Source organism: Streptomyces sp. NPDC006259 (assembly GCF_042870975.1).
Lineage (GTDB): Bacteria > Actinomycetota > Actinomycetes > Streptomycetales > Streptomycetaceae > Streptomyces.
Genome location: NZ_JBIAHY010000003.1, coordinates 864,399 through 891,175, shown reverse-complemented (window position 1 = coordinate 891,175; position 26,777 = coordinate 864,399). Strand labels below are relative to the sequence as shown.

Sequence of the window (26,777 nt, the reverse complement as noted above, 5' to 3'; positions counted from 1 at the left end):
CTTACAACTCGCGTCGCTCCAGGGGTTGTTGTGCCGGGCCCTGGATGACCTCGCCGCGTACGTCGAAGCGGGAGCCGTGGCACGGGCACTCCCAGGCCCGCTCCGCGCGGTTGAACGCCACCAGGCAGCCCAGGTGGGTGCAGCGCGCGGAGACGGCGTGCAGTTGTCCCGTCTCGTCACGGTGGACGGCGCAGCGCTCCCCGGCGACGCGGACGACCGCGCCGTCGCCGGGGGCGATCGCGTCCACCGTCGAGCCGGTCCCGGTCGGCAGCCGGTCCCCCACGAAGTGGCGGGCCACGTCGGCCTGCTGCTTGAGGAAGGTCATCCCCTCGCGGACGACGGAGGCGATACGGCGCGGGTCGTAGAGGTCGCTCCAGGGGCAGTCGCGTCCGGTGATCCGGTCGCTCAGCAGTCGGCCCGCCATGATGCCGCCGCTCATGCCCCAGCCGCCGAAGCCGGTGGCCACGTACGCGTTCGCGCTGCCGGGATGGAGGGGGCCGACGAGCGGGACGGTGTCGGTGGACTCGTTGTCCTGGGTGGCCCAGCGGTGCGTGAAGGTGAGGTCGCCGAAGTGCTCGGTGGCCCAGCCGGCCAGCCTGTCGAACCGTTCCTCGACGTCTCCGCCCGCGCCGGGGGTGAAGTGCTCACCGGTCACGACGAGGAGACGCCGGCCGTCGGGCAGGGGCGCGGTCCGCACGGAACGCGTGTTGCGCTCGGGCGTGATGTACATGCCGCGCGGCGCGCGGCCGGCGTCGATCGGCGCCGCCAGTACCAGTTCGCGGCGCGGGGAGAGCCGGGTGAAGAGAAGCGCGCGGTCGAAGACGGGGTAGTGGGTGGCGACGACGACGGCGTGGGCGGTCACCTTCGTCGTGGACAGCGGGGACTCCACGGTCAGTTCGCAGGGCTCGCCCTCGTGGAGTTCGGTGACGCGAGCGTGCTCGTGGATGGTGCCGCCGAGCCGCCGGATGGCGTCGGCGACGCCCAGCAGGTACTTGCGGGGGTGGAACTGGGCCTGGTCGGCGACCCGGACGGCGCCCGCGACCGGGAAGGGCAGCTCCGTCTCGGTGACGTACTCGGCCGGCAGTCCCGCCTCCCGCGCGGCCTCCGCCTCGGCCTTCAGCAGGTCGGTGCGGGCGGGGTCCTGCGCGTAGGTGTAGGAGGCGGCGTCCTCCCATTCGCAGTCGATGCCCAGTTCGGCGGCGATCGCCGCCGCGTGCCGGACGGCGTCCGACTGGGAGCGGGCGTACAGCCGGGCGCCTTCGGAGCCCCGGGTACGCCGCAGGTGGTCGTAGACGAGGGTGTGCTGGGCGCTGAGTTTGGCCGTGGTGTGGCCGGTGACGCCGGCCGCGATCCGGTGCGCCTCCAGGACGGCGACCGAGCGGCCCTGCCGGGCCAGCTCCAGGGCTGTACTGAGCCCGGCGATGCCCGCGCCGACGACCGCCACATCGACGGTGAGCGGCCCCTCCGGAGGAGGTGCCGGCTCGCCGGGGGGCGCCGTGTCCAGCCAGTACGACCCGTGGATGTCCGCCTGCTGTTCCATGGGCTCCGAGTGCCCGCGACGGGGGCGGTCACACGGCCGGGCGGGGCGGGCTCCGCCCGAGGCCGTGCGCCGTGGGGTCACCGCTTGCCGTCGTAGCCCTCGCGGGCCCGCTCCACCTTGGGGAGGTTGTCCGTGGCCCATTCGGCGAGGTGGGCGAAGAGGGGCGCGAGGCTGAGGCCGAGTTCGCTGATCTCGTACTCGACGCGCGGGGGCACCTCGGGGTGGTAGGTGCGCACGACCAGCCCGTCGCGTTCGAGTTGCCTGAGTCGCTGGGTCAGCACCTTGGGGGTGATGCCGCCGATCCGGCGCTCCAGGTGGACGAAGCGCTGCCGGCCGTGGGTGTGGAGCGTCCACAGGATCGGCGTGGTCCAGCGGCTGAACACGATGTCCACGACGGGGGAGACGGGACAGGCGAGTTCGGGGGCGGTGGCCGGTTCCGCCGAGGCGTGCGGGGCGGTCGTCCTGCCGGTCATGCGCATCCCTTCGGGGAAGTCACTTTCCTCTGGGTACCTACTATATCGACGGTGCTAGCGTCCCTGTCATCGACCAACAACCCATCTTGACCAGGGAGTTACTCATGATCGTGGTGACAGGGGCGACGGGGAACGCCGGCCGGGAACTCGTGCGCGTCCTCGCGGCGGCGGGCGAGTCGGTGACGGCGACGTCCCGGACCGTCTCGGACGCGGAGGTGCCCGACGGGGTTCGTGCGGTGCGCGCCGATCTCACCGACGCGGAGGGCCTGCGACCGGTTCTCGACGGCGCCGACGCGCTGTTCCTCCAGAACGGCGGCGCGAGCCTGCCTCTGCTCAGCCCGCGCGACCTGCTCGACGCGGCGAAGGCGGGCGGGGTCGGCCGGGTGGTCCTGCTGTCCTCCCAGGGAGTCGCGACCCGGCCCGAGTCGGCGTCGCACGGGGGTGCGGCGCGTGTCCTGGAGGACGCCGTGCGCGAGTCGGGGCTGGAGTGGACGATCCTGCGGCCGGGCGGCTTCCACTCCAACGCGTTGGCCTGGGCCGAGCCGGTCCGCGCCCACCGCACCGTGGCGGCGCCCTTCGGGGACGTCGGCCTGCCCACCGTCGACCCGGCCGACATCGCGGAGGTGGCGGCCGTGACCCTGCGCGAGGACGGGCACGCCGGCACCGTCCTCGAACTGACCGGCCCCGCGCCGACGACCCCCCGCGAGCGGGCCGAGGCGATCGGGGCGGCGCTCGGCGAACCGGTGCGGTTCGTCGAGCAGAGCCGCGACGAGGCCCGCGTCCAGCTGCTGGCGTTCATGCCCGAGCCCGTGGTGGAGACCACGCTGGCGATCCTCGGCGACCCCACGCCGGCCGAGCGACGCGTCAGCCCCGACGTCGAGCGGGTGCTGGGGCGCCCCCCACGCCCCTTCGCGGACTGGGCCCACCGACACGCCGCCGCGTTCCGGGGGTGACGGATGGGCGCCGGCCCAGACGTGGAGCGGATGCCGGGGGTGACCGGTGGACGCCAACCCCGACGTCGAGCGGATGCCGGGGCGCGCCCCTTCGCGGGATGGGCCCGGCCGACACGGACGACCGGTGGGCCTCAACCCCGACGTGGAACGGATGCCGGGGCGCGCCCCTTCGCGAGGGTGGGCCCGGCCGACACGCCTCCGCACTCCAGGGGTGACCGGCGGGCGCCACCCCAGACGTCGAGCGAGTGCCGGCGCGCCCCTTCGCGAGGGTGGGCCCGGTCGGCACGCCTCCGCACTCCAGGGGTGACCGGTGGGCCTCAACCCCGACGTGGAACGGATGCCGGGGCACGCGCCACGCCCCCTCGCGGACTCGGCCCCCGACACGCCGCCGCGTTCCGGGGGTGACGGGCGCGGGTCAGCTGTAGGCGACCGGGCAGCCGTGCCGCAGCGCGTACCGGGCGGCGCGCAGGTACAGCGCCACGTAGAAGGCCGTGTCCAGGTCCTCGGTCCACGGGCCCGGTCTCGCGGCGGCGGTCTCGCGCACCCCGTCCATGAACCACAGGCTCAGTTCGAGGTTGGCGCCCGTCGCCGGTATCGCGTCCAGGGGCAGGCGCAGGACTCCGGCCAGCCGCTCGCCCAGGGCGAGGACCTGCGGGGCGCCGGCGATCACCGTCTCGTCGGTGTAGGCGGAGCCGAACGGCAGCGGGATCGGCTCCGCCAGCGACAGCGGCACCAGGACGGTCCAGCCGTAGAAGGTCTCGCGCTCGGCCTCGGTCAGCCGGTCCCGGCAGAACGCGTCGAACCCCTTCATGGAAGGGCTGACCTTCTCCTCGAACCAGCCGCCCGCACCCCGGCCCGCGGGCCCGCGCCCCGGTTCGTACGGCCGCAGTCCGCGTCGGCGCAGCTCGTCGTCGAGCGCCGCGGCGACGGCTCCGTGCCCGCCCTCTCCCCCGTCCTCGCCGAACCATTCCCCCGCATCGATGCTCACCAGGTAGACGCCCATGATCGGAAGGTACCGGGAGCCACTGACAACGCGGACCGGACGAGGAGCGCCTCGGCCCGACGAGGAGCCCCTCCGGCCGGACGACGGGCACCTCGGGCCGGACGACAAGGTCCTGCCGACCGGATGACAAGCGCGCTGAACAAGCGCTTAGATAGTCCCGGACCCAGGACCCACCTCGCCCAACGCCCTCGCCCCACACCCGCACGGACCGCCGGAGGCCCCGTTGTTCACGTCCGTCGACGATGTCTCCGCCCGCCTCGCCGAAACCGGCTATCTGGCCTCGCCCTCCGTCGCCACCACGGTCTTCCTCGCGGACCGGCTCGGCAAGCCGCTCCTGGTGGAGGGGCCGGCCGGCGTCGGCAAGACGGAACTCGCCAAGGCCGTCGCCCGGGTGGCCGGGGCCCGGCTCGTGCGCCTGCAGTGCTACGAGGGCGTCGACGAGTCGCGGGCCCTGTACGAGTGGAACCACGCCAAGCAGCTGCTGCGCATCAGCGCGGGCCGCGACGAGACGTGGGACGAGGCCCGCACGGACATCTTCAGCGAGGAGTTCCTCCTCCCCCGCCCGCTGCTGACCGCGATCCGCGGCGACGAGCCGACGGTGCTGCTGGTCGACGAGACCGACAAGGCCGACATAGAGGTGGAGGGCCTGCTCCTGGAGGTGCTCAGCGACTTCCAGGTCACCGTCCCCGAGCTGGGCACGATCACCGCGACCCGCCGCCCCTTCGTCGTCCTCACCTCGAACGCGAGCCGTGAGCTGTCGGAGGCGCTGCGCCGCCGCTGCCTGTTCCTGCACATCGGATTCCCCGAGGAGGAGCTGGAACGGCGGATCGTGCGGCTGCGGGTGCCCGGCATCGACGCGGCCCTGGCGGAGTCGGTCGTCCGCGTGGTGGGTGCGCTGCGCGCGATGGACCTGCGCAAGGCGCCCTCCGTCGCGGAGACCATCGACTGGGCGCGCACCCTGCTCGCCCTCGGCGCCGACACGCTCGACGAGGATCTCGTGCGCGCCACGCTGGGCGTGATCCTCAAGCACCAGGACGATGTCCTCAAGGCGGCCGCGAAGCTCGACCTGGACGCCGTGTGACCGGCACGACGGAGGTGGCGGAGCGGTTGACCGGCCTGGTCGCCGCGCTGCGCTCGCACGGGCTGCGGGTCGGCACCGGCGAGACGGTCGACGCGGCGCGGGCGGCGGCCGCCCTGGGCTTCGCGGACCGGGCACTGCTGCGCGAGGGGCTGGCCGCGACGCTGCTGCACTCCGCGGACCAACGGCGGGTGTTCGACGCGGTCTTCGACCTGTACTTCCCCTATGGCGTCGGCGCGCCCGGGGCCGGCGGTTCCGGGTCCGCGGCGTCCGCCGGCCGGGACGACCTGCGGGACCGGCTCGCCGCCGCCCTCGCCGCCGACGACGAGGCCCTGTCGGCCCGGTTGGCGATCGAGGCCGTCGACGGCCTGGGCGGCTACGGGAGTTCACCGGGGACGGACGGCTGGTCGGCGTACCAGACCCTCGAACGGCTGCGCCCGCAGACCCTGTTGGCGCGGGTGCGGGACGAGGTCCGGCGGCGGGGCGGGGACGCCGGTTTCACCGACCGGCTGCTGGAGGACGAGATCCGGCGGCGCATCGAGGCCTTCCGGGCGCTGGTCGCCGTGGAGGCGCGGCGGCGGGTGGCCGAGCGGCGGGGCCGGGACGAGATCGCCCGGCGGGCGGTGGCCCCGACCGCCGACCGGGTCGACTTCCTCTACGCGGGCCAGGACCGGCTGGCCGAACTGCGGCGCACCGTGCACCCGTTGGCGCGCAAGCTGGCCACCCGGCTGGCGGCGCGCCGACGCCGGGCCTCGCGCGGTTCGATCGATCTGCGGCGCACGCTGCGCGGGTCCCTGTCGACGGGCGGGGTGCCGATGCGGCCGGTGCTGAGGCGTCGGCGCCCGGTCCGGCCCGAACTGGTGTTGCTGTGCGATGTGTCGGGGTCGGTGTCCGGGTTCTCCGACTTCACGATGCTGCTGGTGCAGGCGTTGCACGACCAGTTCTCCAGGGTGCGGGTGTTCGCCTTCGTCAACCGCGTCGACGAGGTCACCGGTCTGCTGCGGCACGGCACGGCCGACCCGGAGGGTCTCGGCGCCCGCATTCGCGCGCAGGCCACGCTGACGGGCTGGCACGGCAGCAGCGACTACGGCGTCGCCCTCGGCGAGTTCGCGGAGCGGTACGGCGCGGCGGTCGGCCCCCGGACGACGGTCTTCGTGCTCGGCGACGCCCGCACCAACATGAGCGACCCCAACCTGCCCGCCGTACGGCGGATCGCGGGCCGGGCACGCCGGGTGCACTGGCTGAACCCGGAGCCGCGCACCCAGTGGGGCACGGGGGACTCGGCCGCCCCGGACTACGCCGAACTGGTCGCGATGCACGAGTGCCGCACCGCACACCAGCTCGGCGCGCTGGTCAGCCGCATCCTCCCGGTCTGAACGGATCGGCCTCAGTCGGCCTTCGCGTACTCCTGGGCCATCTGCCCGGCGAAGTCGTACACGAGGACCTGCTCGTCGCCGACCACCCAGGCGTCGTGGCCGGGCGAGCAGACGAACACGTCACCGGGGCCCACCTCGCTCTCGGCTCCGTCGTCCATGCGGATGCGCATCCGGCCTTGGGCGACGTAGCCGTTGTGGTGGACCTGGCAGCTGTCCGTTCCCGCGATCGGCGCCACCGACTCGGACCAGCGCCAGCCGGGCTCGAAGGTCGCCACGGCGAAGTCCAGCCCCGTCATGTGGACGGCTTCGAGGTGCCCCTGCGGGAAATCACGTCGCTCGTCCGGCTTGTCGAGCGTCTTCACTTCCATCATGACGCTCCTCCCTTCCGGCCGCGCTCGACCGCGGCCGGGGCCGGTCTCCCCGGCGCCACGGGAGGTCACCGGTGGGGCCCGTCCCCACACGTTCATCCTCCGTCCGCGACCCGGGTGCCGCCATTCGGGTGAATGCCGGGGTCCCGCATCGCCATGAAGCGTCCTCAGGCGCCGCCGCCGCAGAGCCGCGCGAAGCGTTCGGCGTCGACGTTGCCACCCGAGACGATCACGCCGACCCGGCGCGGCAGCGGGCCGGTCCGGCCGGAGAGCAGGGCCGCGAGCGGGGTGGCACCGCTCGGCTCGATCACGATCTTCAGTCGTTCGAAGGCGAACCGCATGGCCGCGCGGATCTCGTCGTCGGAGACCAGCGCGATCTCGTCGACGAGCCGCCGGTTCACCGAGAAGGTGAGTTCGCCGGGCGTGTGCAGGGCCTGGCCGTCGGCGATGGTGCGCGGCACCGGGATCTCCACGCGCCGGCCCGCCTCCAACGACCGCCTCGTGTCGTCCCCGGCCTCCGGTTCGACGCCGACGATCCGGATCCCCTCGTACAGCCCCCTGGCCGCCGTGGCACTTCCCGCGATCAGTCCGCCGCCTCCGACCGGCGCCAGCAGAGCGCCCAGCTCGCCCGCCTCCTCCAGGAGTTCCAGGGCCGCGGTGCCCTGTCCGGCCATGACGTGCGGGTGGTCGTAGGGCGGGATGACGGCCAGGCCCCGCTCGGCGGCCAGGGCCTCGGCGACGGCCACCCGGTCGCCGCCGTAGCGGTCGTACGTCACGATCTCGGCGCCGTACGCCTCGGTCGCCGCCCGCTTGGAGCGCGGGGCGTCGTCGGGCATGACGATCACCGCGGTGGTGCCCAGTTCCCGGGCGGCGAGGGCGACGGCCTGCGCGTGGTTGCCGGAGGAGTAGGCGACGATGCCGCGCGCGAGCTGCGCCGGGGTGAGCCGGGAGGCGGCGTTGTAGGCGCCGCGGAACTTGAAGGCGCCGACCCGCTGGAAGTTCTCGCACTTCAGGAAGGTTTCCGATCCCACGAGCGCGTCGAGGGTGCGGGAACGCAGGACGGGAGTGCGGTGGGCGACGCCCTTGAGCCGGGCGGCCGCGTCGCGGACGTCGCCGAGGGTGATCGGCGCGGGTGTGGTCGTCACGGGTGGGCTCCCTCGGAGGTGGCGTGCGGACCGGGTGCGGCGTCCGTCCGGGCCTGGGACAGGTGGCTGTAGGCGGAGGCTCGGGAGATGCCGAGGCGGGCGGCGACCTGCTCGATCGCCCGGCGCACGGCGAACACCCCGCGTTCGTCGAGGGCGCGGAACAGGGCGAGGCGCCGGGACCGCTCCAGGCCGGCCCAGGTCCGCTCGGGCGGCAGATGGGTGTCGAGGAGGGCGTCGACGACGGAGTCGATGTCGTCGCCGAAGGTGGTCACGGGCGCGTCCGTGGGCGGACCGCCGGCCCCGGCCAGTGCGGCGAGCAGACTCTGCGCGCGGCCGACCTCCGTGACGTCCACATTGACGCAGAGGGCGCCGAAGACCGTACCGGCCGAATCGCGCAGCACCATCGTCGAGGACTTCAGCGTCCGGCCGGTGCCGGTACGGGTGACGTAGTTCAGTTCGTCGTCGGCGTCGTCGCCGCGGGCGAGGACGCGCATGCCGATCTCGCTCATCGCCGCGCCGACGGCCCGTCCCGTGACGTCTCCGGCGACCGCGACCACGGAGTTCTCGGGGTGCCGGTAGTCGTGCAGCACCACCTCGCACACCGGCCCGAAGGTCGCCGCGACGCCCTCCACCACGGGCGCGAGGGCGCGCAGGATCGCGTCACGCTCCGCCTTGCGGGGATCGTCGTCCGGGGGGTCCTCGACCGTCATGCGGCTCCTCCTGGGTGCGTCGTGGGCGCCGTTTCCCCATTAGACCACGATTCCAACTACTGGACAGATATTCCAGACCCCTCTCACGCCCGTCCTGCCCCCAGGGAAGGACGGATCAAGGGGTGGCATCGCCAATTGCCGTTTCCCTAGGATGGGTTGCCGACCGCGCCAGCCCTCGGCGCGGGCCCGTACTGGGGGAAGAGATGCAGCCTGGAAAGCAGCTGTCCACGTCGATCGATGCCGCGGTTCCCACAGCCGCGCGCATGTACGACCACTATCTGGGCGGCAAGGACAACTACGCGGCGGACCGCGCGGCGTGCGAGGAACTCGACAAGGTCGTCCCCAGCACGCGCGCCCTCGCCCTGAACAACCGGCGCTTCCTGCAGCGGGTCGTACGGACCCTGACGCGGGAGTACGGAATCCGGCAGTACCTGGACCACGGGTCAGGCCTGCCCACGCAGGACAACGTGCACCAGGTCGCCCAGAGCATCGACCCGAGCGCGCACGTCGTCTACGTCGACAACGACCCGATGGTGCTCGTCCACGGCCGGGCCCTGCTGGAGCAGGACGAGCGCACCACGGTCATCCACGCCGATCTGCGGGAGACCGAGGCGATCTTCACCCACCCCGACACCGAACGTCTGATCGACTTCTCGGAGCCGGTGGCCGTGCTGTTCAACTCGGTCTTCCACTGCATCCCGGACAGCGAGACCGACGGCCCGCCGGCCGTGGTCCGCCGTGTCGTCGAGCGCCTCGCACCGGGCAGCTTCCTGCTGATGTGCCAACTCGTCAGCGAGGACCCGAAGGTCCGCGAGTACGTCACGAACTTCATGGACCAGGCCACGCAGGGCCACTGGGGCCGGGTACGCACGGAAGAGGACGTGACCGCGCTGTTCGATGGCCTCGAAATCCTCGACCCGGGCCTGGTGGAGGTCTCCACGTGGCGGCCCGACACCGAGGTGACTCCACGTCAGCTCACCCAGGAGTGGATCGAGTTCGGCGGAGTGGCCCGGCTGCCCTGACCGACCGGCACCGCGCGCTCCCTGACCGGCGCCACGGTCAGGGAGCGGGGTAGCGGCTCCGCGCCGTCTCGCGCAGGAGCACGAGGGAGTCACGGGGGCTGAGCGCCTCGTCGGCCAGCCGGTCCAGCGTGACCCGGTACTCCTCCGTCTCGTCCTGCTCCTCCAGGAAGGTGGCGCTCCTGATCTGCTCGAGGTAGACGACATCGGGCAGATCGGAGCCGCCGAACCGCAGATAGGTCACCGGGATCGCCGGCGCGGAGGCGTGGGTGACGTCCAACGGCACCACCTGGACGGTCACATGGGGCAGCGTGGCCATCGCCACCAGGTGGTCGAGCTGCTCCCGCATCACCTCGGGGCCGCCGAGCACCCGCAGCAGCACCGACTCGTCGACGACGGCCCACAGTTGCGGGGCGTCCGGCCGATCCAGCAGCCGGGTGCGCCGCGTGCGCAGCTCCACCCGGCGCTCGACCTCGCGCACGGGCGCCGTCGGCAGGCCTCTCTGGACGACGGCCCTGGTGTACGCCGGGGTCTGCAACAGTCCCGGTACGTACTGGATCTCGAAGGTACGGATGGCGGTGGCCGCCTCCTGGAGTCCCACCAGGCGGTCGAACCACTCGGGCATCAGCCGCTTGTCGTAGCGCTGCCACCAGCCCGGCTCGCCCGCCCGGCGCAGCAACCGGAGCAGGACGGAGGCCTCGTACTCGTCGGTCCCGTACAGGCTCAGGAGCGCGCGGACGTCACCCTCCGTGGGAGGGCGGCGCCCCTTGCCCGCCTCGATCCGTGACAGCTTCGCGGGGCTGAACCCGACCGCACGCGCGGCCTGGTCCTGGGACATTCCGACGTCGTCACGGATACCCGTCAGCTGCACGCCGACCAGCATTTTCAGCAAGGTCAGGGCGGGCTCGGCCCGGTTCAGATACGGTTCGAGGCGGGAGACGCGAGGCGACTCGGCAGACATCCTGACTCCCCGTTGCGGCTTGCGTTGACCGGCGGACGACGGACGTCATTGTCGCACCAGAAGGCCACCGACCGCACGCCGCGCGGGAATTCGGTCCGCCCGCGCCGCCCCGACATCAGGTGATCGCATGCCGCTACAGCAGGTGGTCGAACTCCCCGCCCTTCGCCCCGGCCACGAAAGCCGCCACCTCGGCCGGCGTGTAGACCAGGGCCGGCCCTTCGGGATCGCGGGAGTTGCGCATCGCGACCCCGCCCCCCTCCAGGACGGCCACCTCGACACAGTTGCCCTCGGCGTTGCTGTGACTGCTCTTGATCCAGCGGGCACCCAGCGCGCTCGCCCGGACTCCGTTCGGCACTGACGACACTGCACTCTCCTCGCTAGTACGCGCAATTTCCCGTGAAATTGCACGAGGACATCGTCAGCGTGGATAATAGCCGTGTCGTCAACCGCACTTCCCCCGCCCCGTACTGACGTCGCCTCAGGGAGATGCACGTGCCATCACCTGCGCAGTTCCGGAGTCACGAGTCCGTCCGCGACTCGCCCAGAACGGCCCTCCTGCACCTCTCGGGCAGCCGGGAGGGATTCGCCGAGGCGCGGGACTTCACCCACCGCACCCTGGACGGCTGGTCCCTGGAGCACTGCGCCGACGACGCGCTCACCGTCGTCACCGAACTCGCCGCCAACGCCGTCCTGCACGCCCTGCCGGACCCGCCCGAGGAGGCCGGGGACGTACGGCTCAGGCTGTCGCTGCGCCGTTCCCACCTGGTGTGCGCCGTCACCGACCCGAGCGACGCCCTGCCCGTCTACCCGCACGCCGGAGATCCCCTGCTGGAACACGGCCGCGGACTGCACATGATCGAGGCCCTCTCGGAGCACTGGGGCTGGACCCGCCGCTCCCCCGTGGGCAAGACCGTCTGGGCCATGCTCCCGACCCGTACCCACACCTGACATGACTGCCATAGAGAAAGCGATGCCGCTCGGGGACCTCGGCCACGTGCCCTGGCCCGAGATGGCCGACTCGACCGGGTCCGCCGAGGCCATCCCGGCCCTGCTGACCACCGTCGCCCGCGGCGACGCCGACGCCGCCGGGCCCGCGCTCGGCCAACTGCGCCAGCGCGTCTGCCAGTACGGCTTCGTGGTGGGGCAGGCCACGGCCGCCACGGTGCCCTTCCTGTGGGAACTCGTCCGGCTCCCGCAGGTCACCTGCCGCGTCGAGATACTGCAACTGCTGAAGAGCATCGCCGACGCCCGGCAGTGGGAGACCACCGCGGCCGTCTATCCCAAGCTGCTGCGCCGCCGCGAGAAGTACGTGGAATGGGAACGCGACGCGCGCCACGCCGTCCACGCCCAGCGCGGCGTCCTGCGCCACCTGCTCGACGAACCGGACCACGACATCGTCCGGGCCAGCAGGGAACTCGCCGCCACACTGTCCCGCGGGTGAGGCGTCGGGTCGTGGGCCCCTCGGGTCGTGGGCCACTTCGTTCCCCTGCTTCGGGCCCTCCCCGCGCGAACGCGACGCGGCAGCGTTCGACCTGGTCGGCCACCTGGTCCATGAACCACCGCACGATCTCGTAGGGGACGACGCGCTCGTCGGGGCTGTGGATGCGGACGGTCGGTTCCGGATCCGGGTCCTCGTCCGGGACCAGGGTCCGCAGGACGACGGCGCCGGGCAGGTGGGTCACCACGGCCTCGGAGTCCTCCCCCTCCCGGCCGACGCGGACCGAGCCTCACTCAGTTCCACGGACCAGGCGTCGTCACGCAAGGCGTAGGGGAACAGGACGGCGTAGTGACGGCCCGCGTGTTCCCGGAACCCAGCGGACCCACGGCGGGGCCCGGCACGTCGCGGGCCCGCCCGGCGGCGGAGTCCACCGCCGGGCCGCCCCCGCGTACACACGCTCACACGGTGGCCCGCCGCCCCCTCCGGTGCACGATCTCGCCCAGGACGACGTCCACGACGAGGAAGCCGGCCAGGGGGATGCCGAGGAGCGGCACGAAGTAGCCGAGGACGGCTGTCCCCGCCATGAGAGGCACCAGCACGTACGGCGGGACCTGGGCCCACGCCCCGCGCGGGATCGGCCTGCCGAAGCCGGAGCCCCGGCCGCGCTGCCACCACATGCGGTAGCCCCACACGATCAGCAGGATCAGCGAGAGCGCCAGCAGCATCAGGGCGATCTGGTTGACCAGGCCGAACAGGATGCCGGTGTGCAGGTCGATGCCCCAGCGGGTCAGCTTGGCGAGCACCGGGAAGTCGTCGAAGCGCACGACGTCGGTGACCTCGCCGGTGGCCGGGTCGACGGCCACCGCGTCCTGCTTGGTGGGCCAGCTCCGCTGCACCTGGCGGACCACGTACGCGGATGCGGCGTCGGCGGGCGGCACGATCTCCACCGGGTCGTCGAGGCCCTCGGCGCGGGCGGCGGCCAGGACCCTGTCGAGGCCCACCCCGTGTTCACCGCCCGGTGCGGCATCGTCCTCGCCGCCGGCCGCGCCGTGGCCGGCGTGCTCGCCGCCGCCCGCCGCCGCGGAGACGGCCGGGGTGGACTGGCCCAGCGAGGTGCGCAGTTCGTCGATGTGGGCGCCGGCGTACTGGGACCAGGTGAGGCCGGTCGCGGAGAGGAAGAAGAACCCGGCCGCCGTCCAGAGGCCGACCGTGCCGTGCAGGCCCAGCGTGCGCCGCCGGCCGCCGGTGCCGCGGACCTTGCGCAGGGCGCGGCGGCGGGAGAGCCACAGCACGACGCCGCCGCCCGCGATCACCCACAGCCAGCTCGCGGCCAACTCGCTGTAGAGGCGGCCGTTCTCGCCGAGGCGCAGATCGCGGTGGAACTCGTCGATCCAGGTCCGCAGCGGAAGCGCGCCGGTCGAGCCGTACTGCTCCAGCGCGCCACGCACCTCGCCGGTGTACGGGTTCACGAACACGGCCAGGGAGTGGGTGGCGTCGACACCCTCGACGCCGGAGAGCAGCACCCGGGTGGTGGCCCCGTCCTCCGGGGACGGCCGTACGGCCGTGACGGTGCCCTCCGGGTGGGCCTTGCGGGCGGCGGCGACCTGCTCGGACACCGGCAGCTCGGAGTCGCCGACGGCGACGGTCGTCTCGTGGGCGTACAGGAGCCTCTCGGCCGGGAAGGCGCCCGCGTAGAGGAAGCCGGTGAGGGCGGCGACCAGGAGGAAGGGGGCGACGAGAACGCCGGCGTAGAAGTGCAGGCGCAGCACCAGGGGACGCAGCGGTACCCACGGGCCCCGGGATCCGGGTCCGGGTATGGCGGGCGGTGGGGCCTCGTGCGCGGTGGTCGAGGGGGCGGTGGACATCGGAGGCCTCTCCGGTGGTCGGTGCGGGAGTGTCAGCCGTGACGGACCAGTTGGTCGGAGCGCGGCCCCGCCGAGTTCCCGGCCCGTTCGGTGACCTGCGTCACAGGGCCCGGGGTCGTGGCATGCTGGCCGGATGGCATCTCCCAGTCCCCGCGCACCTCTTGCCGAGCGGGTCGAGGAACTCCTCGACGTCGGCGGCCCGTTGCCGATCGTGGCGGCGGGCGACCCGGTCCTGCGGGCCGGCACTGAGCGCTACGACGGTCAGCTCGGCCCCTCCCTGCTGGCCCGCTTCGTCGAGGCGCTTCGCGTCACGATGCGCGCGGCGCCGGGGGTGGGCCTGGCGGCACCGCAGGTCGGCGTGGAGCTGCGGATCGCGGTGATCGAGGACCCGGCGCCGGTGCCGGAGGAGGTGCGGATGGCCCGCGGCCGGGTGCCGCAGCCGTTCCGGGTCCTCGTCAACCCCTCCTACGCGCCGGTGGGTTCCGGCCGGGCCGCCTTCTTCGAGGGCTGTCTGAGCGTGCCGGGCTGGCAGGCGGTGGTGGCCCGGCACTCCGAGGTGCGGCTGACCGGCGAGGACGAGCGGGGCCGGGCGCTGGACGAGGTGTTCGGCGGGTGGCCCGCCCGGATCGTGCAGCACGAGACGGACCACCTCGACGGCCTGCTCTACCTGGACCGGGCCGAACTGCGCTCGCTGTCCGCCAACGACACGGTGGCGCGGCGGTGGGCGCAGCCGACACCGGAGACGGCGGCGAGGGCGCTGCGCTTCGACCTCCCGGACTGAGCCGGGCCGCACCCCGGCCGGTCGGACGGCGGCAGCCCCGTCGAGGAGGCGGCTCGCCGACCTCCTCCGCCACTCCTCTGCATGGGCCGGCTGCCCCACCGCCCCCTCCCGGCGGCACCCGGTCGAGCACGCGCCGGCCCGTGATGCCGTACCGGGACTCCTGGTCGGCACCGACCGGCGGGCGGAACTCGTGGTCGGCACCCACCGGGCGGGCGGCCCGTCCCCTCCTCCGAAGAGGCCGCCGCCGAGGACCCGCCACTGCCCCGGCCGCGCGGGGACAGGCCCACGCGGCCACGCGAACGGCCCCTCCTCCGGCACGGGCGCCCCGGACCCCGGTTCGTCGGGGTTCGAGGCCGCGCTCGGCCGGGTACGGCTGCCGGACGCTCCCGAGAAGCCCGGCGCGTGGGGCGGCCCCCTCCTGGGACGCCGGCGGCGTGGGTCGGCCCCGGGGCGCCGACGCGGCCGGCGGCCATGGGTGCTCGGCGTTCACCGCCCCCTCCGCGGACGCGGTGTTCATGGCCGCCACCTCCTCCGGGGACGCGGTGCTCATGGCCGCGGCCCGCTCCCCACGGGCACGGGCCGGGAGAACGGCGTGGGCGGGCCGCGGCCCGCCCGGCTCAGCCGTCCCGGAACGCCTCCAGCAGTCGCAGCCACACCTCGCTGATCGTCGGGTAGGACGGGACGGCGTGCCACAGGCGGGCCAGGGGGACCTGGCCGACGACGGCGACGGTCGCCGAGTGGATCAGTTCGCCGACGCCCGGGCCGACGAAGGTGACGCCGCGCAGGATCTCGTCCTCCAGGTCGACCACCATGCGGGCACGGCCCTTGTAGCCCTCGCCGTACAGGCCCGCCCCGGCGACCGAGGAGAGGTCGACGTCGACGGCGCGGACGCGGTGTCCGGCCTGTTCCGCCTCCGCGAGGGAGAGACCGACCGCGGCCGCCTCCGGGTCGGCGAAGACGACCTGCGGGACGGCGGCGTGGTCGGCGGTGGCGGCGTGGGCGCCCCACGGGCCGGAATCCAGGTCCGTCTCGCCCGAGGCACGGGCGGCGATCGCGGCACCGGCGACACGGGCCTGGTACTTGCCCTGGTGGGTGAGGAGGGCACGGTGGTTGACGTCGCCGACCGCGTAGAGCCAGTCGCTGCCGGTGACGCGCAGGGTGTCGTCGACCGGCAGCCAGGAACCCGGCTCCAGACCGACGGTGTCGAGGCCGATGTCGTCGGTGCGCGGGGCGCGGCCGGTGGCGAAGAGGATCTCGTCGGCCTCGATACGGTCGCCGGTGCCGGTGACGACCACGACCGTGCCGTCCGAGCGGGTCACCGACTCCACCGAGGTCCCGGTCCGTACGTCGGCGCCGGCCGCGGTGAGCGCCTCGGCCACCATCTCGCCGGCGAACGGCTCCATGCGGTTGAGGAGCCCCTTGCCGCGCACCAGGAGGGTGACACGGGAGCCGAGGGCCTGCCAGGCGGTGGCCATCTCGGTGGCGACCACGCCGCCGCCGACCACGATCAGGCGGCCGGGCACGGACCGGGCGCTCGTCGCCTCGCGGCTCGTCCACGGCCTCACCTCGGCCAGGCCGGGCAGGTCGGGCAGGACGGCCCGGGTGCCGGTGCACACGGCGACGGCGTGCCGGGCGGTCAGGACCGTGTCGCCGACGGTCACCGTGCGGGGGCCGGTCAGGCGGCCCTGGCCGCGGTAGAGGTCGGCTCCGATGCCCTCCAGCCAGCCGACCTGGCCGTCGTCCTTCCAGTTCGAGGTGTAGTAGTCGCGGTGGGCGAGGACCGCGGCCGCGTCGAGGGGGCCCTGCACCGCCTGTCGCAGGCCGGGCAGGCGTCGGGCGTCGGCCTGGGCGATGACCGGGCGCAGCAGGGCCTTGCTGGGCATGCAGGCCCAGTAGGAGCACTCGCCGCCGACCAGTTCGCTCTCCACGACCGCGGTGGTGAGACCGGCCGCGCGGGTGCGGTCGGCCACGTTCTCCCCCACGGGCCCGGCCCCGAGCACCACGACGTCGTACGCGATGGTTTCCGTTTCCGTCATGGGGTCAGTCTGGTGGGTGGTGTGCGGGGTGGCCACACGGGTAGGGCGCGGAATAGGCGACCGGTCGGCCGCGTTCTGGCGGACGGCTTCACCCCATGCCGGGAGGGCCCGGCAGGAAGCACCGGGAAGAGGGAATGACGTCATGAGCAGCACCGTGGAGCTGACCAAGGAGAACTTCGACCAGACGGTCACCGACAACGACTTCGTCCTGATCGACTTCTGGGCGTCCTGGTGCGGGCCGTGCCGTCAGTTCGCCCCGGTCTACGAGAAGGCCGCCGAGGAGAACCCGGATCTCGTGTTCGGCAAGGTGGACACCGAGGCCCAGCCGGAGCTGGCCGCGGCCTTCGGCATCCAGTCGATCCCTACGCTGATGATCGTGCGCGACCGTGTCGCCGTGTTCGCGCAGCCGGGCGCCCTGCCCGAGGCCGCGCTCACGGACGTCATCGGACAGGCCCGCGAGCTGGACATGGACGAGGTCCGCAAGTCCGTCGCGGAGCAGCGGACCGCCCAGGGCGAGTGACCCCCGGGACTAGAAGGGGTACGGCGCCACGTCTCCCCGCACCGTCGTCCAGCGCACGTCGGTGAAGGCCTCGAGGTTGGCCTCGCCGCCGAAGCGGGCGCCGGTGCCGGAGGCGGCGACCCCTCCGAACGGCGCCACGGCCTCGTCGTTGACCGTCTGGTCGTTGATGTGCACGATCCCGGTCGGGATGCGCTCGGCGAGGTCGAGGCCGCGGGCCGGGTCGCGGGTGACGATGCCGAGGGACAGGCCGTAGGAGCCGGCCGCGGCCAGTGCGGCGGCCTCGTCGGGGGTGGCGAAGGAGCGCACCGGGGCGACCGGTCCGAAGACCTCTTCCGCGTAGGCGGGGGTGTGGTCGTCGACGCCCGCGAGGACGGTCGGACGGTAGAAGAGGTCCTCGTGGGTGCCGCCGGCGGCGAGCTTCGCGCCGGCCGCCGTGCTGGCCCCGACCAGGCCGTGCACCTTGCCGAGCTGGCCGCCGTCGATGAGCGGGCCGAGATGCACCTGCGCGCGGTGCGGGTCGCCGACGGCGAGGGCATCGGCCTTCGCCGCGAGCCGCTCGACGTACTCCTCGTAGAGCGAGGCGTGCACGAGGTGGCGGCCGGTGGTCATGCAGATCTGGCCCTGGTGGAAGAACGAGCCCCAGGCGGCGGTGGAGATCACCGCGTCGAGGTCGGCGTCCTCCAGGACGATCAGGGCGGAGTTCCCGCCGAGTTCCAGATGGGCGCGCTTGAGGTGGCGGCCGGCGGCCTCGCCGACGGTCCGGCCGGCCGCGGTGGAGCCGGTGAAGGAGATCACCGGGATGCGCGGGTCGGCGACCAGGGCCGCGCCGGTCTCGGCGCCGCCCGGCAGGATGTGCAGCAGGCCGTCGGGCAGGCCGGCCTCCGCGAAGACCGCGGCCAGGGCGAGCCCGCCGCAGACCGCCGTGCGGGGGTCGGGCTTCAGCACGACCGCGTTGCCCAGCGCCAGGGCCGGCGCGACCGAGCGGATCGACAGGATCAGCGGGGCGTTGAACGGGGAGATCACGCCGACGACGCCCACGGGGACGCGGCGCGTGTACGACAGCCGGGGCGCCTCGCTGGGCAGGACCTGGCCGGCCGGACGGGAGGCGAGGGCGGCGGCCTCGTAGCACTCCTGGGCGGCGACATGGAGTTCGAAGTCGGCCTTGCCGGGGATCGAACCGGACTCGCGCACGAGCCACTCGCGCAGTTCGTCGGCGTGCGCGGCGAACAGGTCGCCGGCCCTGCGCAGTACGCCGGCGCGGACGAAGTGGGGGACGCGGGCCCACTCTGCCTGGGCGGCCAGGGCGGCCTCCGCGGCCGGGGCGACGTCCTGCGCGCCGGCGAGGACCACCGTGCCGAGGGTGGAGCCGGTGGCGGGCTCACTCACGGGATACTCGGGGCCCGACGGGCGGCGGGACTGCCACGTGGTGGGGTCGAGCAACGGCATGACGGCTCTCCGATCAGTGACCCGCGGGACTCGTGCGGGAGCGGTGGTCCCGGAAGTCCCGTGTCTTCGCCGCCCGTCGGGGCGGCCGCGTGGGGGGGATGCGGTGCTCCGGCACAGCCGGCGAGCTGCGTCGGGGGTCGGTCCGGCGCAGCCGGGGAGCTGCGTCGGGGGTCTGACGCGTATCTGGTTGAGCGTGCAACATCGTAGTCGTCCGGCGGCGGAAAAGGGCGGCGGGCGAACCGGGCGGGCCGCGGGCACCACGCGCGGGTGCCGCTCGAAGAGGGCGCGGGCCGCAAGGACCGGTTCACCCCGCCGGTGGCCGGCTGCCGACCTGCCGCCACCGGACGGCACCGCGCCCGGCACGGGTCCGGCGGCTCCGGCGGGTCCGGCGGGTCCGGCACGGCTCCGGCGGGTCCGGCGGCTCCGGCACGGCTCCGGCGGCTCCGGCGGCTCCGCCCTCACGGGCGGTCCGCGGGCGGAGGCCGGTCGCCGGACCCGGCGGCCCCGTGGGTTGTCTCGACGTCAGTCGTGGCCGCCGCGGGTTCCCGTGACCCGGTCGACCAGGTCGTTCCAGCCGGATTCCAGGCGGGCCGGTGGGGTTCCGCACTGGCGGACGAGGTGGTGGATCAGGGGCGGGTCGAGGTAGCCCAGCAGCGTGTGGGCCAGCAGGTCCGAGTCGGCGTCCGGTGCCGCCCGGCGCAGCAGCAGGGAGAGGTGGCCGTGGTGGAGGCGGCGGACCGGACCGGTGAAGCGGCGGTCCGGTCCGGCCTCGGCGGCGAGCAGCAGGTCCAGTTCGTCGATCGCGCGGCGCAGGTAGGCGACGCCGAACGCCCGCAGCCGTTCGACCGGCGCGCCGTCGGGACCGAGCGGCGGCGGTCCGCCGAGGAAGGCCGCCTGGAACTTCCGCTCGGAGTGGTCGAGCAGCGCCGTCAGCAGGCCGGTGCGGTCGCCGAAGCGGCGGAAGACCGTCCCCTTGCCGACGTGCGCCGCGACGGCCACGGCCTCCATGGTGACGCCGGCCGCACCGTGCTCGGCGACCAGCCGGGCGGCGGCGTCCAGCAGCCGGGCGCGGTTGCGGGCCGCGTCGGCGCGCAGACAGGGCTCGTCCCCGGCCGACCCGAGCTGGAGCAGTTCGGGTTCGCCGAGGGGCGTCTCGGGTCCGGGGAAGGGGGGCAGCGCGGCGGACATGAACTCAGCGTAAAGCACCGGGGAAGAAACTGGACCGCGGTCCGGTTAGAGTGCTACAACTTGATAAGCGGACCTCGGTCCGGATCGTAACGGCAATGTTTCAGCCCCTTTGGGAGTAACCCATGTCTGTCCGCATCCTTGCGCTCGTCGGCAGCCTCCGCGCCGGTTCCACCAACCGTCAGCTCGCCGAGGCGGCCGTCAAGGTCGCTCCCGAGGGCGCGGAGGTCGACCTCTTCGAGGGTCTGGCCGACATCCCGTTCTACAACGAGGACCTCGACGTGGAGGGCAGCGTCCCGGCCGCCGCCGCCGAGCTGCGTGCGGCCGCCCAGTCCGCCGACGCCTTCCTGCTCTTCTCGCCCGAGTACAACGGCACCATCCCCGCCGTACTGAAGAACGCCATCGACTGGCTGTCCCGCCCCTACGGCGCCGGCGCCTTCGGCGGCAAGCCGGTCGCCGTGGTCGGCACCGCCTTCGGCCAGTTCGGCGGCGTGTGGGCGCAGGACGAGGCCCGCAAGGCCGTGGGCATCGCCGGCGGCAAGGTGATCGAGGACCTCAAGCTCTCCATCCCCGGCTCCCTGACCCGCTTCGCCGAGACCCACCCGGCCGACGACGCCGAGGTCGCCGCGCAGCTGACCGAGGTCGTGACCCGGCTGCACGGCCACGCGGGCGAGACCGTGGCCGCCTGATCGCCATGGCGGCGGCGAGGGGTCCGGGTTCTCCGGACCCCTCGCGGTCGTGGCACACCCGTCGGCCGCTCAGTCCAGTTCCGCCAGCCGCTCGACCACCGGGCCGACGAACCGCTCCAGCCACCCCGACGTCTCCCCCAGTCGCGGAGCGAGGATGACCGTGTCCACGCCGAGTCCGGTGTAGCCGGTGACGTCCGCGAGGAAGGCGTCGAGGTCCCCCTCGGTGACCGCGTCGCCGGTGTGGGTGAGCGTCTTCAGGATCGTCGCGTAGTCACGGTTCTCCGCGTCGCAGTGGCCGCGCAGGACGTCCAGCTTGTGGCGGACCTCCTCGGGCGAGGAGGCGAACAGGTTGCAGGCGTCGCCGTAACGGGCGACCAGCCGCAGCGTCTTGCGCTCGCCCCCGCCGCCGATGAGGATCTCCGGGTGCGGCGTGCTGACCGGTGCCGGGACGCACAGGGTCTCGGCCAGCCGGTAGTGCCGCCCCTCGAAGGGCCCGTTGTCGGCCGGGTCCCACATCTTCCGGCAGATCCGCAGGGTCTCCTCCAGCCGCTCGAACCGCTCGGCGACCGGCGGGAACGGCACGCCGAGCCCCTCGTGCTCACGGTCGTACCAGGCCGCCCCGATGCCCAGCCAGGCCCGCCCGCCGGACACCACGTCCAGCGTCGTGGCGATCTTCGCGAGCAGGCCCGGATGCCGGTACGTCACCCCGGTCACCAGCGCGCCGAGGCGGACCGTGGAGGTGTGGGCGGCGAGGAAGGCCAGCGTCGTGTACGCCTCCAGCATGGGCTCCTCGGCGCCGCCGTTGAACTCCATCTGGAAGTAGTGGTCCATCACCGACAGCCGGCTCACCCCGGCCGCCTCGGCGGCGGCTCCGGCCGCGGCGAGTTCGGCGCCGAGAGCGGGCCCGCCCCCGGACCCGCCGAACCGGTTGATGTGCACACCCACACGCATGTCCGTCTCCGTCCACCGGAATTGTCAGCGGCCTCGACGCTAGGCGCTGGAGCGCTCTCGAGGTCAAGAACGGGCCCGGGGACGCGCCGTGTGTAAGAAGGTGGTCAACCACGGCCCCGAATGTCGTTCAACAGGGCGACCGCACCCCGTCATGTCTGATAGGGCTGGCGGGATGCAGACTCTCTATCGACGACTCCTGCGGCTGATGCCCCGGATCGGCGTCCAGGTGACCGACCTCGCCCCGGGCACGGCACTGGTGTCCCGGTCCGCCACCCCCCTGTCGGTCACCGGTGCCGACCGGGGCACCTGGATCGTCCGGCGGACGAAGGCCGGCGCGGCCGACTCCACGGACACCAGTGCCGTCCGGCTCGGCGAGACCGGCGCCCTGCTGCTCATGGACGCGGCGGCGCGGCGCGACGAACGAAAACTGCAACTCGCGGCGGCCGAGTACCTGTGCACCCAGCACGTCGCCGCCATGCTCGCCCTGTACGAGGCGAACTGCGTCTTCGACGTCGGCGCCAACAGCGGCCAGTACGCCCGGCGGCTGCGCCGGCTCGGCTACACAGGGCGGATCGTGTCGTTCGAGCCCACCTCGGAGACGTTCGCCAAGCTGGAGAAGGCCGCCGCTCAGGATCCCGACTGGCACGTGTACCAGTGCGGTCTGGGCCGCGAGGAGACGACCGCCGAGATCCACACGGGCTGGAAGACCATGAACTCCCTGCTGGGGCCCAGCGACTACGGCAAGGACCGGTACAGCCGGTTCAACAGGTCCGACACCGAGCAGATCCGCATCCGGCGGCTCGACGAGGTCATGGACGAGGCGCTGGACGGCCTCGCCGATCCGCGCCCCTTCCTCAAGATGGACACCCAGGGCTATGACCTGGAGGTGTTCGCGGGGGCCGGGAAGCGCGTCGACGAGTTCGTGGGCATGCAGTCCGAGGTCGCGGTGCTGCGGCTGTACGAGGGCAGTCCGGGCATGGGCGAGGCCGTCGCGACGTACGAGGCGGCCGGGTTCGGCATCACCGGCATGTACCCGGTGACCCGCGAGGCGACCACCGGCCGGGTGATCGAGTTCGACTGCGTGCTGATGCGCGCGGACGCGGCCCCCAAGCCGTAACGCGCCCCCGGCTCACGGCGCGCCCTCCTCACGGCGGACGGACCACGTCGGGACGCCCACGTCGGGACGGCGCGCTGTCGGACGGCTCTCAATGGGCCCGGTGGCGACGACCCGGTGCGGCGGTACCCGCCGGGCGGCGGGCGGCTCCCGCCGTCCGGCGCAGCCCCGCGCGGCGGGAGGGCGCCGACGACGGCGGCACGGACCGCCGCGTACCGCGTGAGGACACACCATGACGACCGTGCCGCCGCCCAGCCCGACCCCGAATCCGCCGCCGCCCTGGAGCCGATCAGGGACGCCATCTCGCCCGGCAGGGGCCCTGAGGACATCGAGACGGTCCGGCGGGCCCCGGGCCCCGGGCATCGCGTTGCCGGCACAGGCGTCGGCGGGGCGTTCGAGGTGGAGGACCGGGTGTTCGAGGTGGAGGACCGGGCCGGGCCCGGTGCCGGCGGCGCCCGCGACATCTCGCCGCTGAGCTGCCGGCCCACCGCCCCGGCCGACGCCCGTCCCCGGCCGGTCGTCCACCACGTGCACGGCGGCACGGTCCTCGGCCCGCACCGGGGCGGCGTCGACCAGGTACTCGACGGGGCTCGGTAACTCGACAGGGTCGTGGTGTCCGTCGAGTACCGGCCGGCACCCGGACCCCCGTATCGGGCGCCGGTCGAGGGCGTGTGCGCCGGTCTGCTGCCGGCCGCCGAGAACGCCGGGGAGCTGGACCCTGCCGGGCTCAGGCCACGGCCTGCTCCGTCGTGCCGGCCGCGTCGGCCCGCTCCGCGCCGGAGGCGGACGGGCGGACGCCCGGGATGCAGGCCGCGATGGCCGCGGAGACCAGGGCGAGGGCGCCGCCGACGAGGAGCGCGGTCCGGAAGCCGTCCTCGGAGGCGAACGTGTAGCCGCCCAGGGTGGTCGTCATCTGGGCCAGGACGACACCGATGACGGCGGCGCCGATCGAGGTGCCCAGGGACCGCATGAGGGTGTTGAAACCGTTGGCGGCGGCGGTCTCCGAGACCGGGACCGAACTCATGACCAGGGCGGGCATCGAGCCGTAGGCGAGGCCGACGCCGCTGTTGATCACGATGCCGACGACCATCAGGCCCCAGGCGGAGCCCATCAGCGCCATGGACAGGCCGTACCCGGCGGCGATGACCAGCGCTCCGCAGACCAGGGTGAACTTCGGGCCGCGGGCGTTGGTGAGCCGCCCGCCGAGCGGGGAGACGAACATCATCATGATGCCGCCGGGGGCCATCCACAGGCCGGTGGCGAGCATGGACTGGCCGAGTCCGTAGCCGGTGGCCTCCGGGAACTGGAGCAGCTGCGGCATGACGAGCATGCTGGCGTACATCGCGAAGCCCACGAAGACGGACGCGAGGTTGGTGAGCAGTACGCGCGGTCGTGCGGTGGTGCGCAGGTCGGTCAGCGGGTCGGTGGTGCGCGTCTCCCAGAATCCCCAGGCCACGAAGATCACGAGGGCGGATGCGAACAGGCCGAGGGTGGTGCCCGACCCCCAGCCCCAGTCGGCGCCCTTGGAGACGGCGAGCAGCAGGGAGACCAGGCCGGCGCCGAGGCCGAGCGCGCCGGGCAGGTCGAACCGCTGGCCCTTGGCGCCGGCGGGCACGTCGGGGATCAGGAACCAGATGAGGAGGGTGACGACGACGGCCAGGCCGGCCGAGCCCCAGAACAGGACGCGCCAGTTCGCGTACTGGGCGATCGCTGCGGCGATGGGCAGGCCGAGGCCGCCGCCGATGCCCATGGAGGCGCTGACCAGGGCGATCGAGGAGCTGAGCTTCTCCGGCGGGAGGACGTCACGGAGCAGGGCGATGCCGAGCGGCAGCATGCCCATGCCCATGCCCTGGAGTCCGCGTCCGACGATCATCGTGACGACGTCGGAGGCGAGGGCGCAGATCACCGAGCCCGCGATCAGCGGCACGGCGCACGCCAGGAGCATGCGGCGCTTGCCCAACAGGTCGCCGAGGCGGCCCACGACCGGCACGCAGACCGCCGCGGCCAGCAGGGTGACCGTGATGACCCAGGCCGCGTTCGAGGACGAGGTGTCGAGGATGCGCGGCAGTTCGGCGATGAGCGGGGTGACCAGGGTCTGCATGATCGCGGCCGTGACGCCGGCGAGGGCGAGTGTGGCGACCACGCCACCCGCGCGTGCGGTGGGCTGGGGGGCGTCCATGGCGGAGTCCTCGTTCTCTCTGGGGGTCGGCTCGGGATCCGGGGAAGGGCACCGGGGGCGGGAGCGAGCCACGGGCAGGGATGTGCATCCTACATGTGTAGTGCATGAGCCACATGATGTGGTCCTTGCACGGCGATGTGCCAGGATGGAACGGCCGCCGCCGGGACGGGCCCCGGGGAGGGCCGCGCGAACAGGAGGCTCGGGCACATGCAGAGGCCGACGCACGAGGTCGAGTACGAGCAGATGCTGCTCAGCCGCCACACGTTCCTCAGCCGGCGCGGGGGCCGCCGCACGGACGGCGCGCTGGAGCGCAGCGCCTACATCCTGCTGAGCCGGATCGGCGTCCAGGGCCCGATGTCGATCGGCGAACTGAGCGACGCCTTCGGGCTGGACGCCTCCACCCTGAACCGGCAGACCGCCGCCGCGGTGCGCGCCGGGCTGCTCGACCGGATCCCGGATCCGCAGGGCGGGATGGCCCGCAAGTTCCGGCTCACGACGGAGGGCGAGCGGCTGCTCGACGAGGAGCGGCGGGGCATCGTCGAGGTTCTGGACCGGGTGATGGGCGACTGGTCGCCGGACGACATCGCCGCGTTCGCCTCGTACCTGAAGCGCTTCAACAACGGCATCGAGGCCATCGGCGGACGCCCGTGGCCGCGCCCGTCCACGGAGGACGGCCAGGACGGCTCCGACGGCCAGGACGGCTCGGACGGCTCCGACGGCTCCGACGGCTCCGACGGCTCCGACGGCTCCGACGGCGAGAACGGCGAGGACAGCTCGACGGCGAGGCGCGCGGTTGACCGCGGCTGACCGCGGTCGCCGTGGTCAGCGCAGGCCGGTCCCCGCCGCGGGGACGAGCCCTCGTTCCGGGTGGGCGCGGTAGCTCGCGGTCCAGGCCGTGGGCGAGCAGGAGGGACCGTTGGGGTGCTGCTCCGTCAGCCGCGCCGCGACCTCGTCCGCCACGAGAACCCGGCCGTCCGCCGCCGAGGTGACGGTGAGGCGTACCGGCACGGTGACGGGGCCGACGTCGTCCGACAGCCGGACGGACACGCTCGCGAACGGGTCGTCGGGACGGCCGGACGCCCGCTGCGCGCACCGCTTCCCCGCGCACACCCGTACGAGGGCCGCGTCCGCCGCACGCCCGAAGTCGGCGGGCGCCCACAGCACGCCGACCGCCGAGTCCATGCCGATCAGGGTGCAGGGCGCCTCCCGGCCGGGAAGTGCGCACCCCGACAGCGCGGCGGTCACGAACACCACCGCGACGGGCCGGCCCCTCACCGCGCGCCCGCCGACCGCGCGACGCGGAAACCGACGTCGTCCACCCGGAACGTGGGGTGGCTGCGGCGCCGTACGGAGGCCCGGCAGCTCCAGTGCTCGTCGAACCAGCCGCCGCCGCGCAGCACGCGGTAGGTGCCGTAGACCTCGGTGTCGTAGTGGTCCCAGCACCACTCCCACACGTTGCCGAGCATGTCGTGCAGTCCCCAGGCGTTGGGGAGCCTGCCGCCCACCTCGTGGATCCGCTCCTGCGAGTTGCCGCGGTACCAGGCGATGGAGTCGAGGGAGCCGTAGCGCGGCCCGGTGGTGCCGGCCCGGCAGGCGTACTCCCATTCGGCCTCGGTCGGCAGCCGGTACCCGTCGGCCGCGGGATCCCATCCGACGCTCTCGCCGTCGGCGGCCGGGTCGTAGGCCGGTGTCAGCCCGGCCAGCCGGGACAGACCGTTGCAGAAGCGGACCGCGTCGAACCAGGAGACGCTCTCCACGGGCAGCCCCGGCGGCCCGTCCGGCAGCCCGTCCGTGACGCGGGCGTACAGCTCCCGGGTGACCGGGTACGCCCCGATCCGGTAGGGCGCGACCTCGACCTCCCAGGTCCGGCCCGTCCGCCGGTCCGCCAGCGTCACCCGGCCCGCCGCCACGTCGACCATCCGGTCCCCCGCCCTCACGTCCATGGGC

At 73.7% G+C, this 26,777-nt stretch carries 27 protein-coding genes and 1 pseudogene; 12 read left to right on the top strand and 16 right to left on the bottom strand.

Annotated features, from left to right (window positions below; translation table 11 throughout):
* Position 1 precedes the first annotated feature (1 nt).
* Both ACFYO5_RS15265 and ACFYO5_RS15260 read right to left on the bottom strand, forming a co-directional pair.
* Positions 2-1,540: an FAD-dependent oxidoreductase gene (locus tag ACFYO5_RS15265; RefSeq protein WP_388708730.1), complete on the bottom strand. Its 1,539-nt coding sequence runs from the start codon at positions 1,538-1,540 to the stop codon at positions 2-4.
* 77 nt (positions 1,541-1,617) lie between these two features.
* Complete coding sequence (locus ACFYO5_RS15260; RefSeq protein ID WP_388708727.1) at positions 1,618-2,013, bottom strand: winged helix-turn-helix transcriptional regulator; 396 nt, start codon at positions 2,011-2,013, stop codon at positions 1,618-1,620.
* Positions 2,014-2,117: 104 nt separating this feature from the next.
* On the opposite strand from ACFYO5_RS15260, the gene ACFYO5_RS15255 reads away from it, so the two are divergent.
* Positions 2,118-2,966, top strand: coding sequence for an NAD(P)H-binding protein (locus tag ACFYO5_RS15255; protein ID WP_388708724.1), 849 nt, complete (start codon positions 2,118-2,120; stop codon positions 2,964-2,966).
* Between the two features lie 415 nt (positions 2,967-3,381).
* Here the strand turns inward: ACFYO5_RS15255 and ACFYO5_RS15250 are convergent, their stop codons facing one another.
* A complete protein-coding gene (locus ACFYO5_RS15250; protein ID WP_388708721.1) occupies positions 3,382-3,969 on the bottom strand; it encodes a hypothetical protein in 588 nt (195 codons plus the stop codon).
* A 223-nt stretch (positions 3,970-4,192) separates the two neighbouring features.
* Between ACFYO5_RS15250 and ACFYO5_RS15245 the strand changes: the two genes are divergently transcribed.
* Positions 4,193-5,050 (top strand): AAA family ATPase, encoded by an 858-nt coding sequence (locus ACFYO5_RS15245; protein ID WP_388708718.1) that lies wholly within the window; start codon positions 4,193-4,195, stop codon positions 5,048-5,050.
* On the top strand, positions 5,047-6,423 hold the full coding sequence (locus ACFYO5_RS15240) for a VWA domain-containing protein (protein ID WP_388708715.1): 1,377 nt from the start codon (positions 5,047-5,049) through the stop codon (positions 6,421-6,423). Before ACFYO5_RS15245 ends, ACFYO5_RS15240 begins: the two co-directional genes overlap by 4 nt.
* Positions 6,424-6,434: 11 nt before the next feature.
* Here ACFYO5_RS15240 and ACFYO5_RS15235 read toward each other — a convergent pair whose 3' ends face one another.
* The 3 genes from ACFYO5_RS15235 to ACFYO5_RS15225 all read right to left on the bottom strand — a co-directional run bounded on the left by ACFYO5_RS15235 (position 6,435) and on the right by ACFYO5_RS15225 (position 8,646).
* On the bottom strand, positions 6,435-6,794 hold the full coding sequence (locus ACFYO5_RS15235; protein WP_356565941.1) for a cupin domain-containing protein: 360 nt from the start codon (positions 6,792-6,794) through the stop codon (positions 6,435-6,437).
* 164 nt (positions 6,795-6,958) lie between these two features.
* Entirely contained in the window at positions 6,959-7,936 is a 978-nt protein-coding gene (locus ACFYO5_RS15230) for a pyridoxal-phosphate dependent enzyme (RefSeq protein WP_388708712.1), read from the bottom strand.
* Complete coding sequence (locus ACFYO5_RS15225; protein WP_388708709.1) at positions 7,933-8,646, bottom strand: transcriptional regulator; 714 nt, start codon at positions 8,644-8,646, stop codon at positions 7,933-7,935. The genes ACFYO5_RS15230 and ACFYO5_RS15225 overlap by 4 nt, the downstream gene beginning before the upstream one ends.
* 203 nt (positions 8,647-8,849) lie before the next feature.
* Between ACFYO5_RS15225 and ACFYO5_RS15220 the strand changes: the two genes are divergently transcribed.
* Positions 8,850-9,668, top strand: coding sequence for an SAM-dependent methyltransferase (locus tag ACFYO5_RS15220; protein ID WP_388708706.1), 819 nt, complete (start codon positions 8,850-8,852; stop codon positions 9,666-9,668).
* A gap of 37 nt (positions 9,669-9,705) precedes the next feature.
* Here ACFYO5_RS15220 and ACFYO5_RS15215 read toward each other — a convergent pair whose 3' ends face one another.
* Both ACFYO5_RS15215 and ACFYO5_RS15210 read right to left on the bottom strand, forming a co-directional pair.
* Positions 9,706-10,626, bottom strand: a complete 921-nt coding sequence (locus ACFYO5_RS15215; protein WP_388708703.1) for a helix-turn-helix domain-containing protein — start codon at positions 10,624-10,626, stop codon at positions 9,706-9,708.
* A gap of 133 nt (positions 10,627-10,759) precedes the next feature.
* Positions 10,760-10,990 (bottom strand): DUF397 domain-containing protein, encoded by a 231-nt coding sequence (locus tag ACFYO5_RS15210; protein ID WP_356565951.1) that lies wholly within the window; start codon positions 10,988-10,990, stop codon positions 10,760-10,762.
* A gap of 128 nt (positions 10,991-11,118) precedes the next feature.
* Between ACFYO5_RS15210 and ACFYO5_RS15205 the strand changes: the two genes are divergently transcribed.
* Positions 11,119-11,574, top strand: coding sequence for an ATP-binding protein (locus ACFYO5_RS15205; RefSeq protein ID WP_388708700.1), 456 nt, complete (start codon positions 11,119-11,121; stop codon positions 11,572-11,574).
* A 1-nt stretch (position 11,575) separates the two neighbouring features.
* Entirely contained in the window at positions 11,576-12,067 is a 492-nt protein-coding gene (locus ACFYO5_RS15200) for a hypothetical protein (protein WP_388708697.1), read from the top strand.
* A 455-nt stretch (positions 12,068-12,522) separates the two neighbouring features.
* Here the strand turns inward: ACFYO5_RS15200 and ACFYO5_RS15195 are convergent, their stop codons facing one another.
* Entirely contained in the window at positions 12,523-13,929 is a 1,407-nt protein-coding gene (locus ACFYO5_RS15195) for a PepSY-associated TM helix domain-containing protein (RefSeq protein WP_388708694.1), read from the bottom strand.
* 133 nt (positions 13,930-14,062) lie between these two features.
* On the opposite strand from ACFYO5_RS15195, the gene ACFYO5_RS15190 reads away from it, so the two are divergent.
* Positions 14,063-14,710 (top strand): peptide deformylase, encoded by a 648-nt coding sequence (locus ACFYO5_RS15190; RefSeq protein ID WP_388708692.1) that lies wholly within the window; start codon positions 14,063-14,065, stop codon positions 14,708-14,710.
* A 617-nt stretch (positions 14,711-15,327) separates the two neighbouring features.
* On the opposite strand, the gene ACFYO5_RS15185 is transcribed toward ACFYO5_RS15190, so the two are convergent.
* Positions 15,328-16,746, bottom strand: coding sequence for a dihydrolipoyl dehydrogenase family protein (locus ACFYO5_RS15185; protein ID WP_388708690.1), 1,419 nt, complete (start codon positions 16,744-16,746; stop codon positions 15,328-15,330).
* A gap of 142 nt (positions 16,747-16,888) precedes the next feature.
* Here ACFYO5_RS15185 and trxA point away from each other — a divergent pair, with 142 nt between their 5' ends.
* Positions 16,889-17,266 carry a thioredoxin gene (gene trxA / locus ACFYO5_RS15180; protein WP_388708687.1) on the top strand — a complete coding sequence of 126 codons (378 nt, stop codon included), beginning with the start codon at positions 16,889-16,891 and terminating at the stop codon, positions 17,264-17,266.
* A gap of 9 nt (positions 17,267-17,275) precedes the next feature.
* On the opposite strand, the gene ACFYO5_RS15175 is transcribed toward trxA, so the two are convergent.
* Together ACFYO5_RS15175 and ACFYO5_RS15170 are read right to left on the bottom strand one after the other, a co-directional pair.
* Positions 17,276-18,712 carry an aldehyde dehydrogenase family protein gene (locus ACFYO5_RS15175; RefSeq protein ID WP_388708684.1) on the bottom strand — a complete coding sequence of 479 codons (1,437 nt, stop codon included), beginning with the start codon at positions 18,710-18,712 and terminating at the stop codon, positions 17,276-17,278.
* Positions 18,713-19,234: 522 nt separating this feature from the next.
* A complete protein-coding gene (locus tag ACFYO5_RS15170; protein ID WP_388708681.1) occupies positions 19,235-19,918 on the bottom strand; it encodes a TetR/AcrR family transcriptional regulator in 684 nt (227 codons plus the stop codon).
* 104 nt (positions 19,919-20,022) lie between these two features.
* On the opposite strand from ACFYO5_RS15170, the gene ACFYO5_RS15165 reads away from it, so the two are divergent.
* Positions 20,023-20,586 (top strand): NAD(P)H-dependent oxidoreductase, encoded by a 564-nt coding sequence (locus ACFYO5_RS15165; protein WP_356565971.1) that lies wholly within the window; start codon positions 20,023-20,025, stop codon positions 20,584-20,586.
* A 69-nt stretch (positions 20,587-20,655) separates the two neighbouring features.
* Here ACFYO5_RS15165 and ACFYO5_RS15160 read toward each other — a convergent pair whose 3' ends face one another.
* Positions 20,656-21,537 carry an LLM class F420-dependent oxidoreductase gene (locus tag ACFYO5_RS15160; RefSeq protein ID WP_388708678.1) on the bottom strand — a complete coding sequence of 294 codons (882 nt, stop codon included), beginning with the start codon at positions 21,535-21,537 and terminating at the stop codon, positions 20,656-20,658.
* A 172-nt stretch (positions 21,538-21,709) separates the two neighbouring features.
* Here ACFYO5_RS15160 and ACFYO5_RS15155 point away from each other — a divergent pair, with 172 nt between their 5' ends.
* Positions 21,710-22,654, top strand: a complete 945-nt coding sequence (locus tag ACFYO5_RS15155) for an FkbM family methyltransferase (RefSeq protein WP_388708676.1) — start codon at positions 21,710-21,712, stop codon at positions 22,652-22,654.
* A 216-nt stretch (positions 22,655-22,870) separates the two neighbouring features.
* Entirely contained in the window at positions 22,871-23,248 is a 378-nt protein-coding gene (locus ACFYO5_RS15150) for a hypothetical protein (RefSeq protein ID WP_388708674.1), read from the top strand.
* A gap of 130 nt (positions 23,249-23,378) precedes the next feature.
* Here the strand turns inward: ACFYO5_RS15150 and ACFYO5_RS15145 are convergent, their stop codons facing one another.
* Entirely contained in the window at positions 23,379-24,830 is a 1,452-nt protein-coding gene (locus ACFYO5_RS15145) for an MFS transporter (RefSeq protein ID WP_388708672.1), read from the bottom strand.
* A 207-nt stretch (positions 24,831-25,037) separates the two neighbouring features.
* Here ACFYO5_RS15145 and ACFYO5_RS15140 point away from each other — a divergent pair.
* Positions 25,038-25,490: pseudogene (locus tag ACFYO5_RS15140) on the top strand (MarR family winged helix-turn-helix transcriptional regulator); the annotation flags it as partial.
* Between the two features lie 162 nt (positions 25,491-25,652).
* Here ACFYO5_RS15140 and ACFYO5_RS15135 read toward each other — a convergent pair.
* Positions 25,653-26,075, bottom strand: a complete 423-nt coding sequence (locus ACFYO5_RS15135) for a hypothetical protein (RefSeq protein ID WP_388708670.1) — start codon at positions 26,073-26,075, stop codon at positions 25,653-25,655.
* Positions 26,076-26,101: 26 nt separating this feature from the next.
* Positions 26,102-26,773 (bottom strand): formylglycine-generating enzyme family protein, encoded by a 672-nt coding sequence (locus ACFYO5_RS15130; RefSeq protein ID WP_388708668.1) that lies wholly within the window; start codon positions 26,771-26,773, stop codon positions 26,102-26,104.
* Positions 26,774-26,777 lie beyond the last annotated feature (4 nt).

Excerpts from the sequence above, each read along its gene's own strand:
- ACFYO5_RS15160 (WP_388708678.1), bottom strand. The coding sequence starts at position 21,537 with ATGCGTGTGGGTGTGCACATCAACCGGTTCGGCGGGTCCGGGGGCGGG.
- ACFYO5_RS15145 (WP_388708672.1), bottom strand. The coding sequence starts at position 24,830 with ATGGACGCCCCCCAGCCCACCGCACGCGCGGGTGGCGTGGTCGCCACA.
- ACFYO5_RS15195 (WP_388708694.1), bottom strand. The coding sequence starts at position 13,929 with ATGTCCACCGCCCCCTCGACCACCGCGCACGAGGCCCCACCGCCCGCC.
- ACFYO5_RS15215 (WP_388708703.1), bottom strand. The coding sequence starts at position 10,626 with ATGTCTGCCGAGTCGCCTCGCGTCTCCCGCCTCGAACCGTATCTGAAC.
- ACFYO5_RS15250 (WP_388708721.1), bottom strand. The coding sequence starts at position 3,969 with ATGGGCGTCTACCTGGTGAGCATCGATGCGGGGGAATGGTTCGGCGAG.
- ACFYO5_RS15155 (WP_388708676.1), top strand. The coding sequence starts at position 21,710 with ATGCAGACTCTCTATCGACGACTCCTGCGGCTGATGCCCCGGATCGGC.
- ACFYO5_RS15190 (WP_388708692.1), top strand. The coding sequence starts at position 14,063 with ATGGCATCTCCCAGTCCCCGCGCACCTCTTGCCGAGCGGGTCGAGGAA.
- ACFYO5_RS15130 (WP_388708668.1), bottom strand. The coding sequence starts at position 26,773 with ATGGACGTGAGGGCGGGGGACCGGATGGTCGACGTGGCGGCGGGCCGG.
- ACFYO5_RS15260 (WP_388708727.1), bottom strand. The coding sequence starts at position 2,013 with ATGACCGGCAGGACGACCGCCCCGCACGCCTCGGCGGAACCGGCCACC.
- ACFYO5_RS15255 (WP_388708724.1), top strand. The coding sequence starts at position 2,118 with ATGATCGTGGTGACAGGGGCGACGGGGAACGCCGGCCGGGAACTCGTG.
- ACFYO5_RS15200 (WP_388708697.1), top strand. The coding sequence starts at position 11,576 with ATGACTGCCATAGAGAAAGCGATGCCGCTCGGGGACCTCGGCCACGTG.
- trxA (WP_388708687.1), top strand. The coding sequence starts at position 16,889 with ATGAGCAGCACCGTGGAGCTGACCAAGGAGAACTTCGACCAGACGGTC.
- ACFYO5_RS15165 (WP_356565971.1), top strand. The coding sequence starts at position 20,023 with ATGTCTGTCCGCATCCTTGCGCTCGTCGGCAGCCTCCGCGCCGGTTCC.
- ACFYO5_RS15265 (WP_388708730.1), bottom strand. The coding sequence starts at position 1,540 with ATGGAACAGCAGGCGGACATCCACGGGTCGTACTGGCTGGACACGGCG.
- ACFYO5_RS15185 (WP_388708690.1), bottom strand. The coding sequence starts at position 16,746 with ATGACGGAAACGGAAACCATCGCGTACGACGTCGTGGTGCTCGGGGCC.
- ACFYO5_RS15235 (WP_356565941.1), bottom strand. The coding sequence starts at position 6,794 with ATGATGGAAGTGAAGACGCTCGACAAGCCGGACGAGCGACGTGATTTC.
- ACFYO5_RS15225 (WP_388708709.1), bottom strand. The coding sequence starts at position 8,646 with ATGACGGTCGAGGACCCCCCGGACGACGATCCCCGCAAGGCGGAGCGT.
- ACFYO5_RS15220 (WP_388708706.1), top strand. The coding sequence starts at position 8,850 with ATGCAGCCTGGAAAGCAGCTGTCCACGTCGATCGATGCCGCGGTTCCC.
- ACFYO5_RS15175 (WP_388708684.1), bottom strand. The coding sequence starts at position 18,712 with ATGCCGTTGCTCGACCCCACCACGTGGCAGTCCCGCCGCCCGTCGGGC.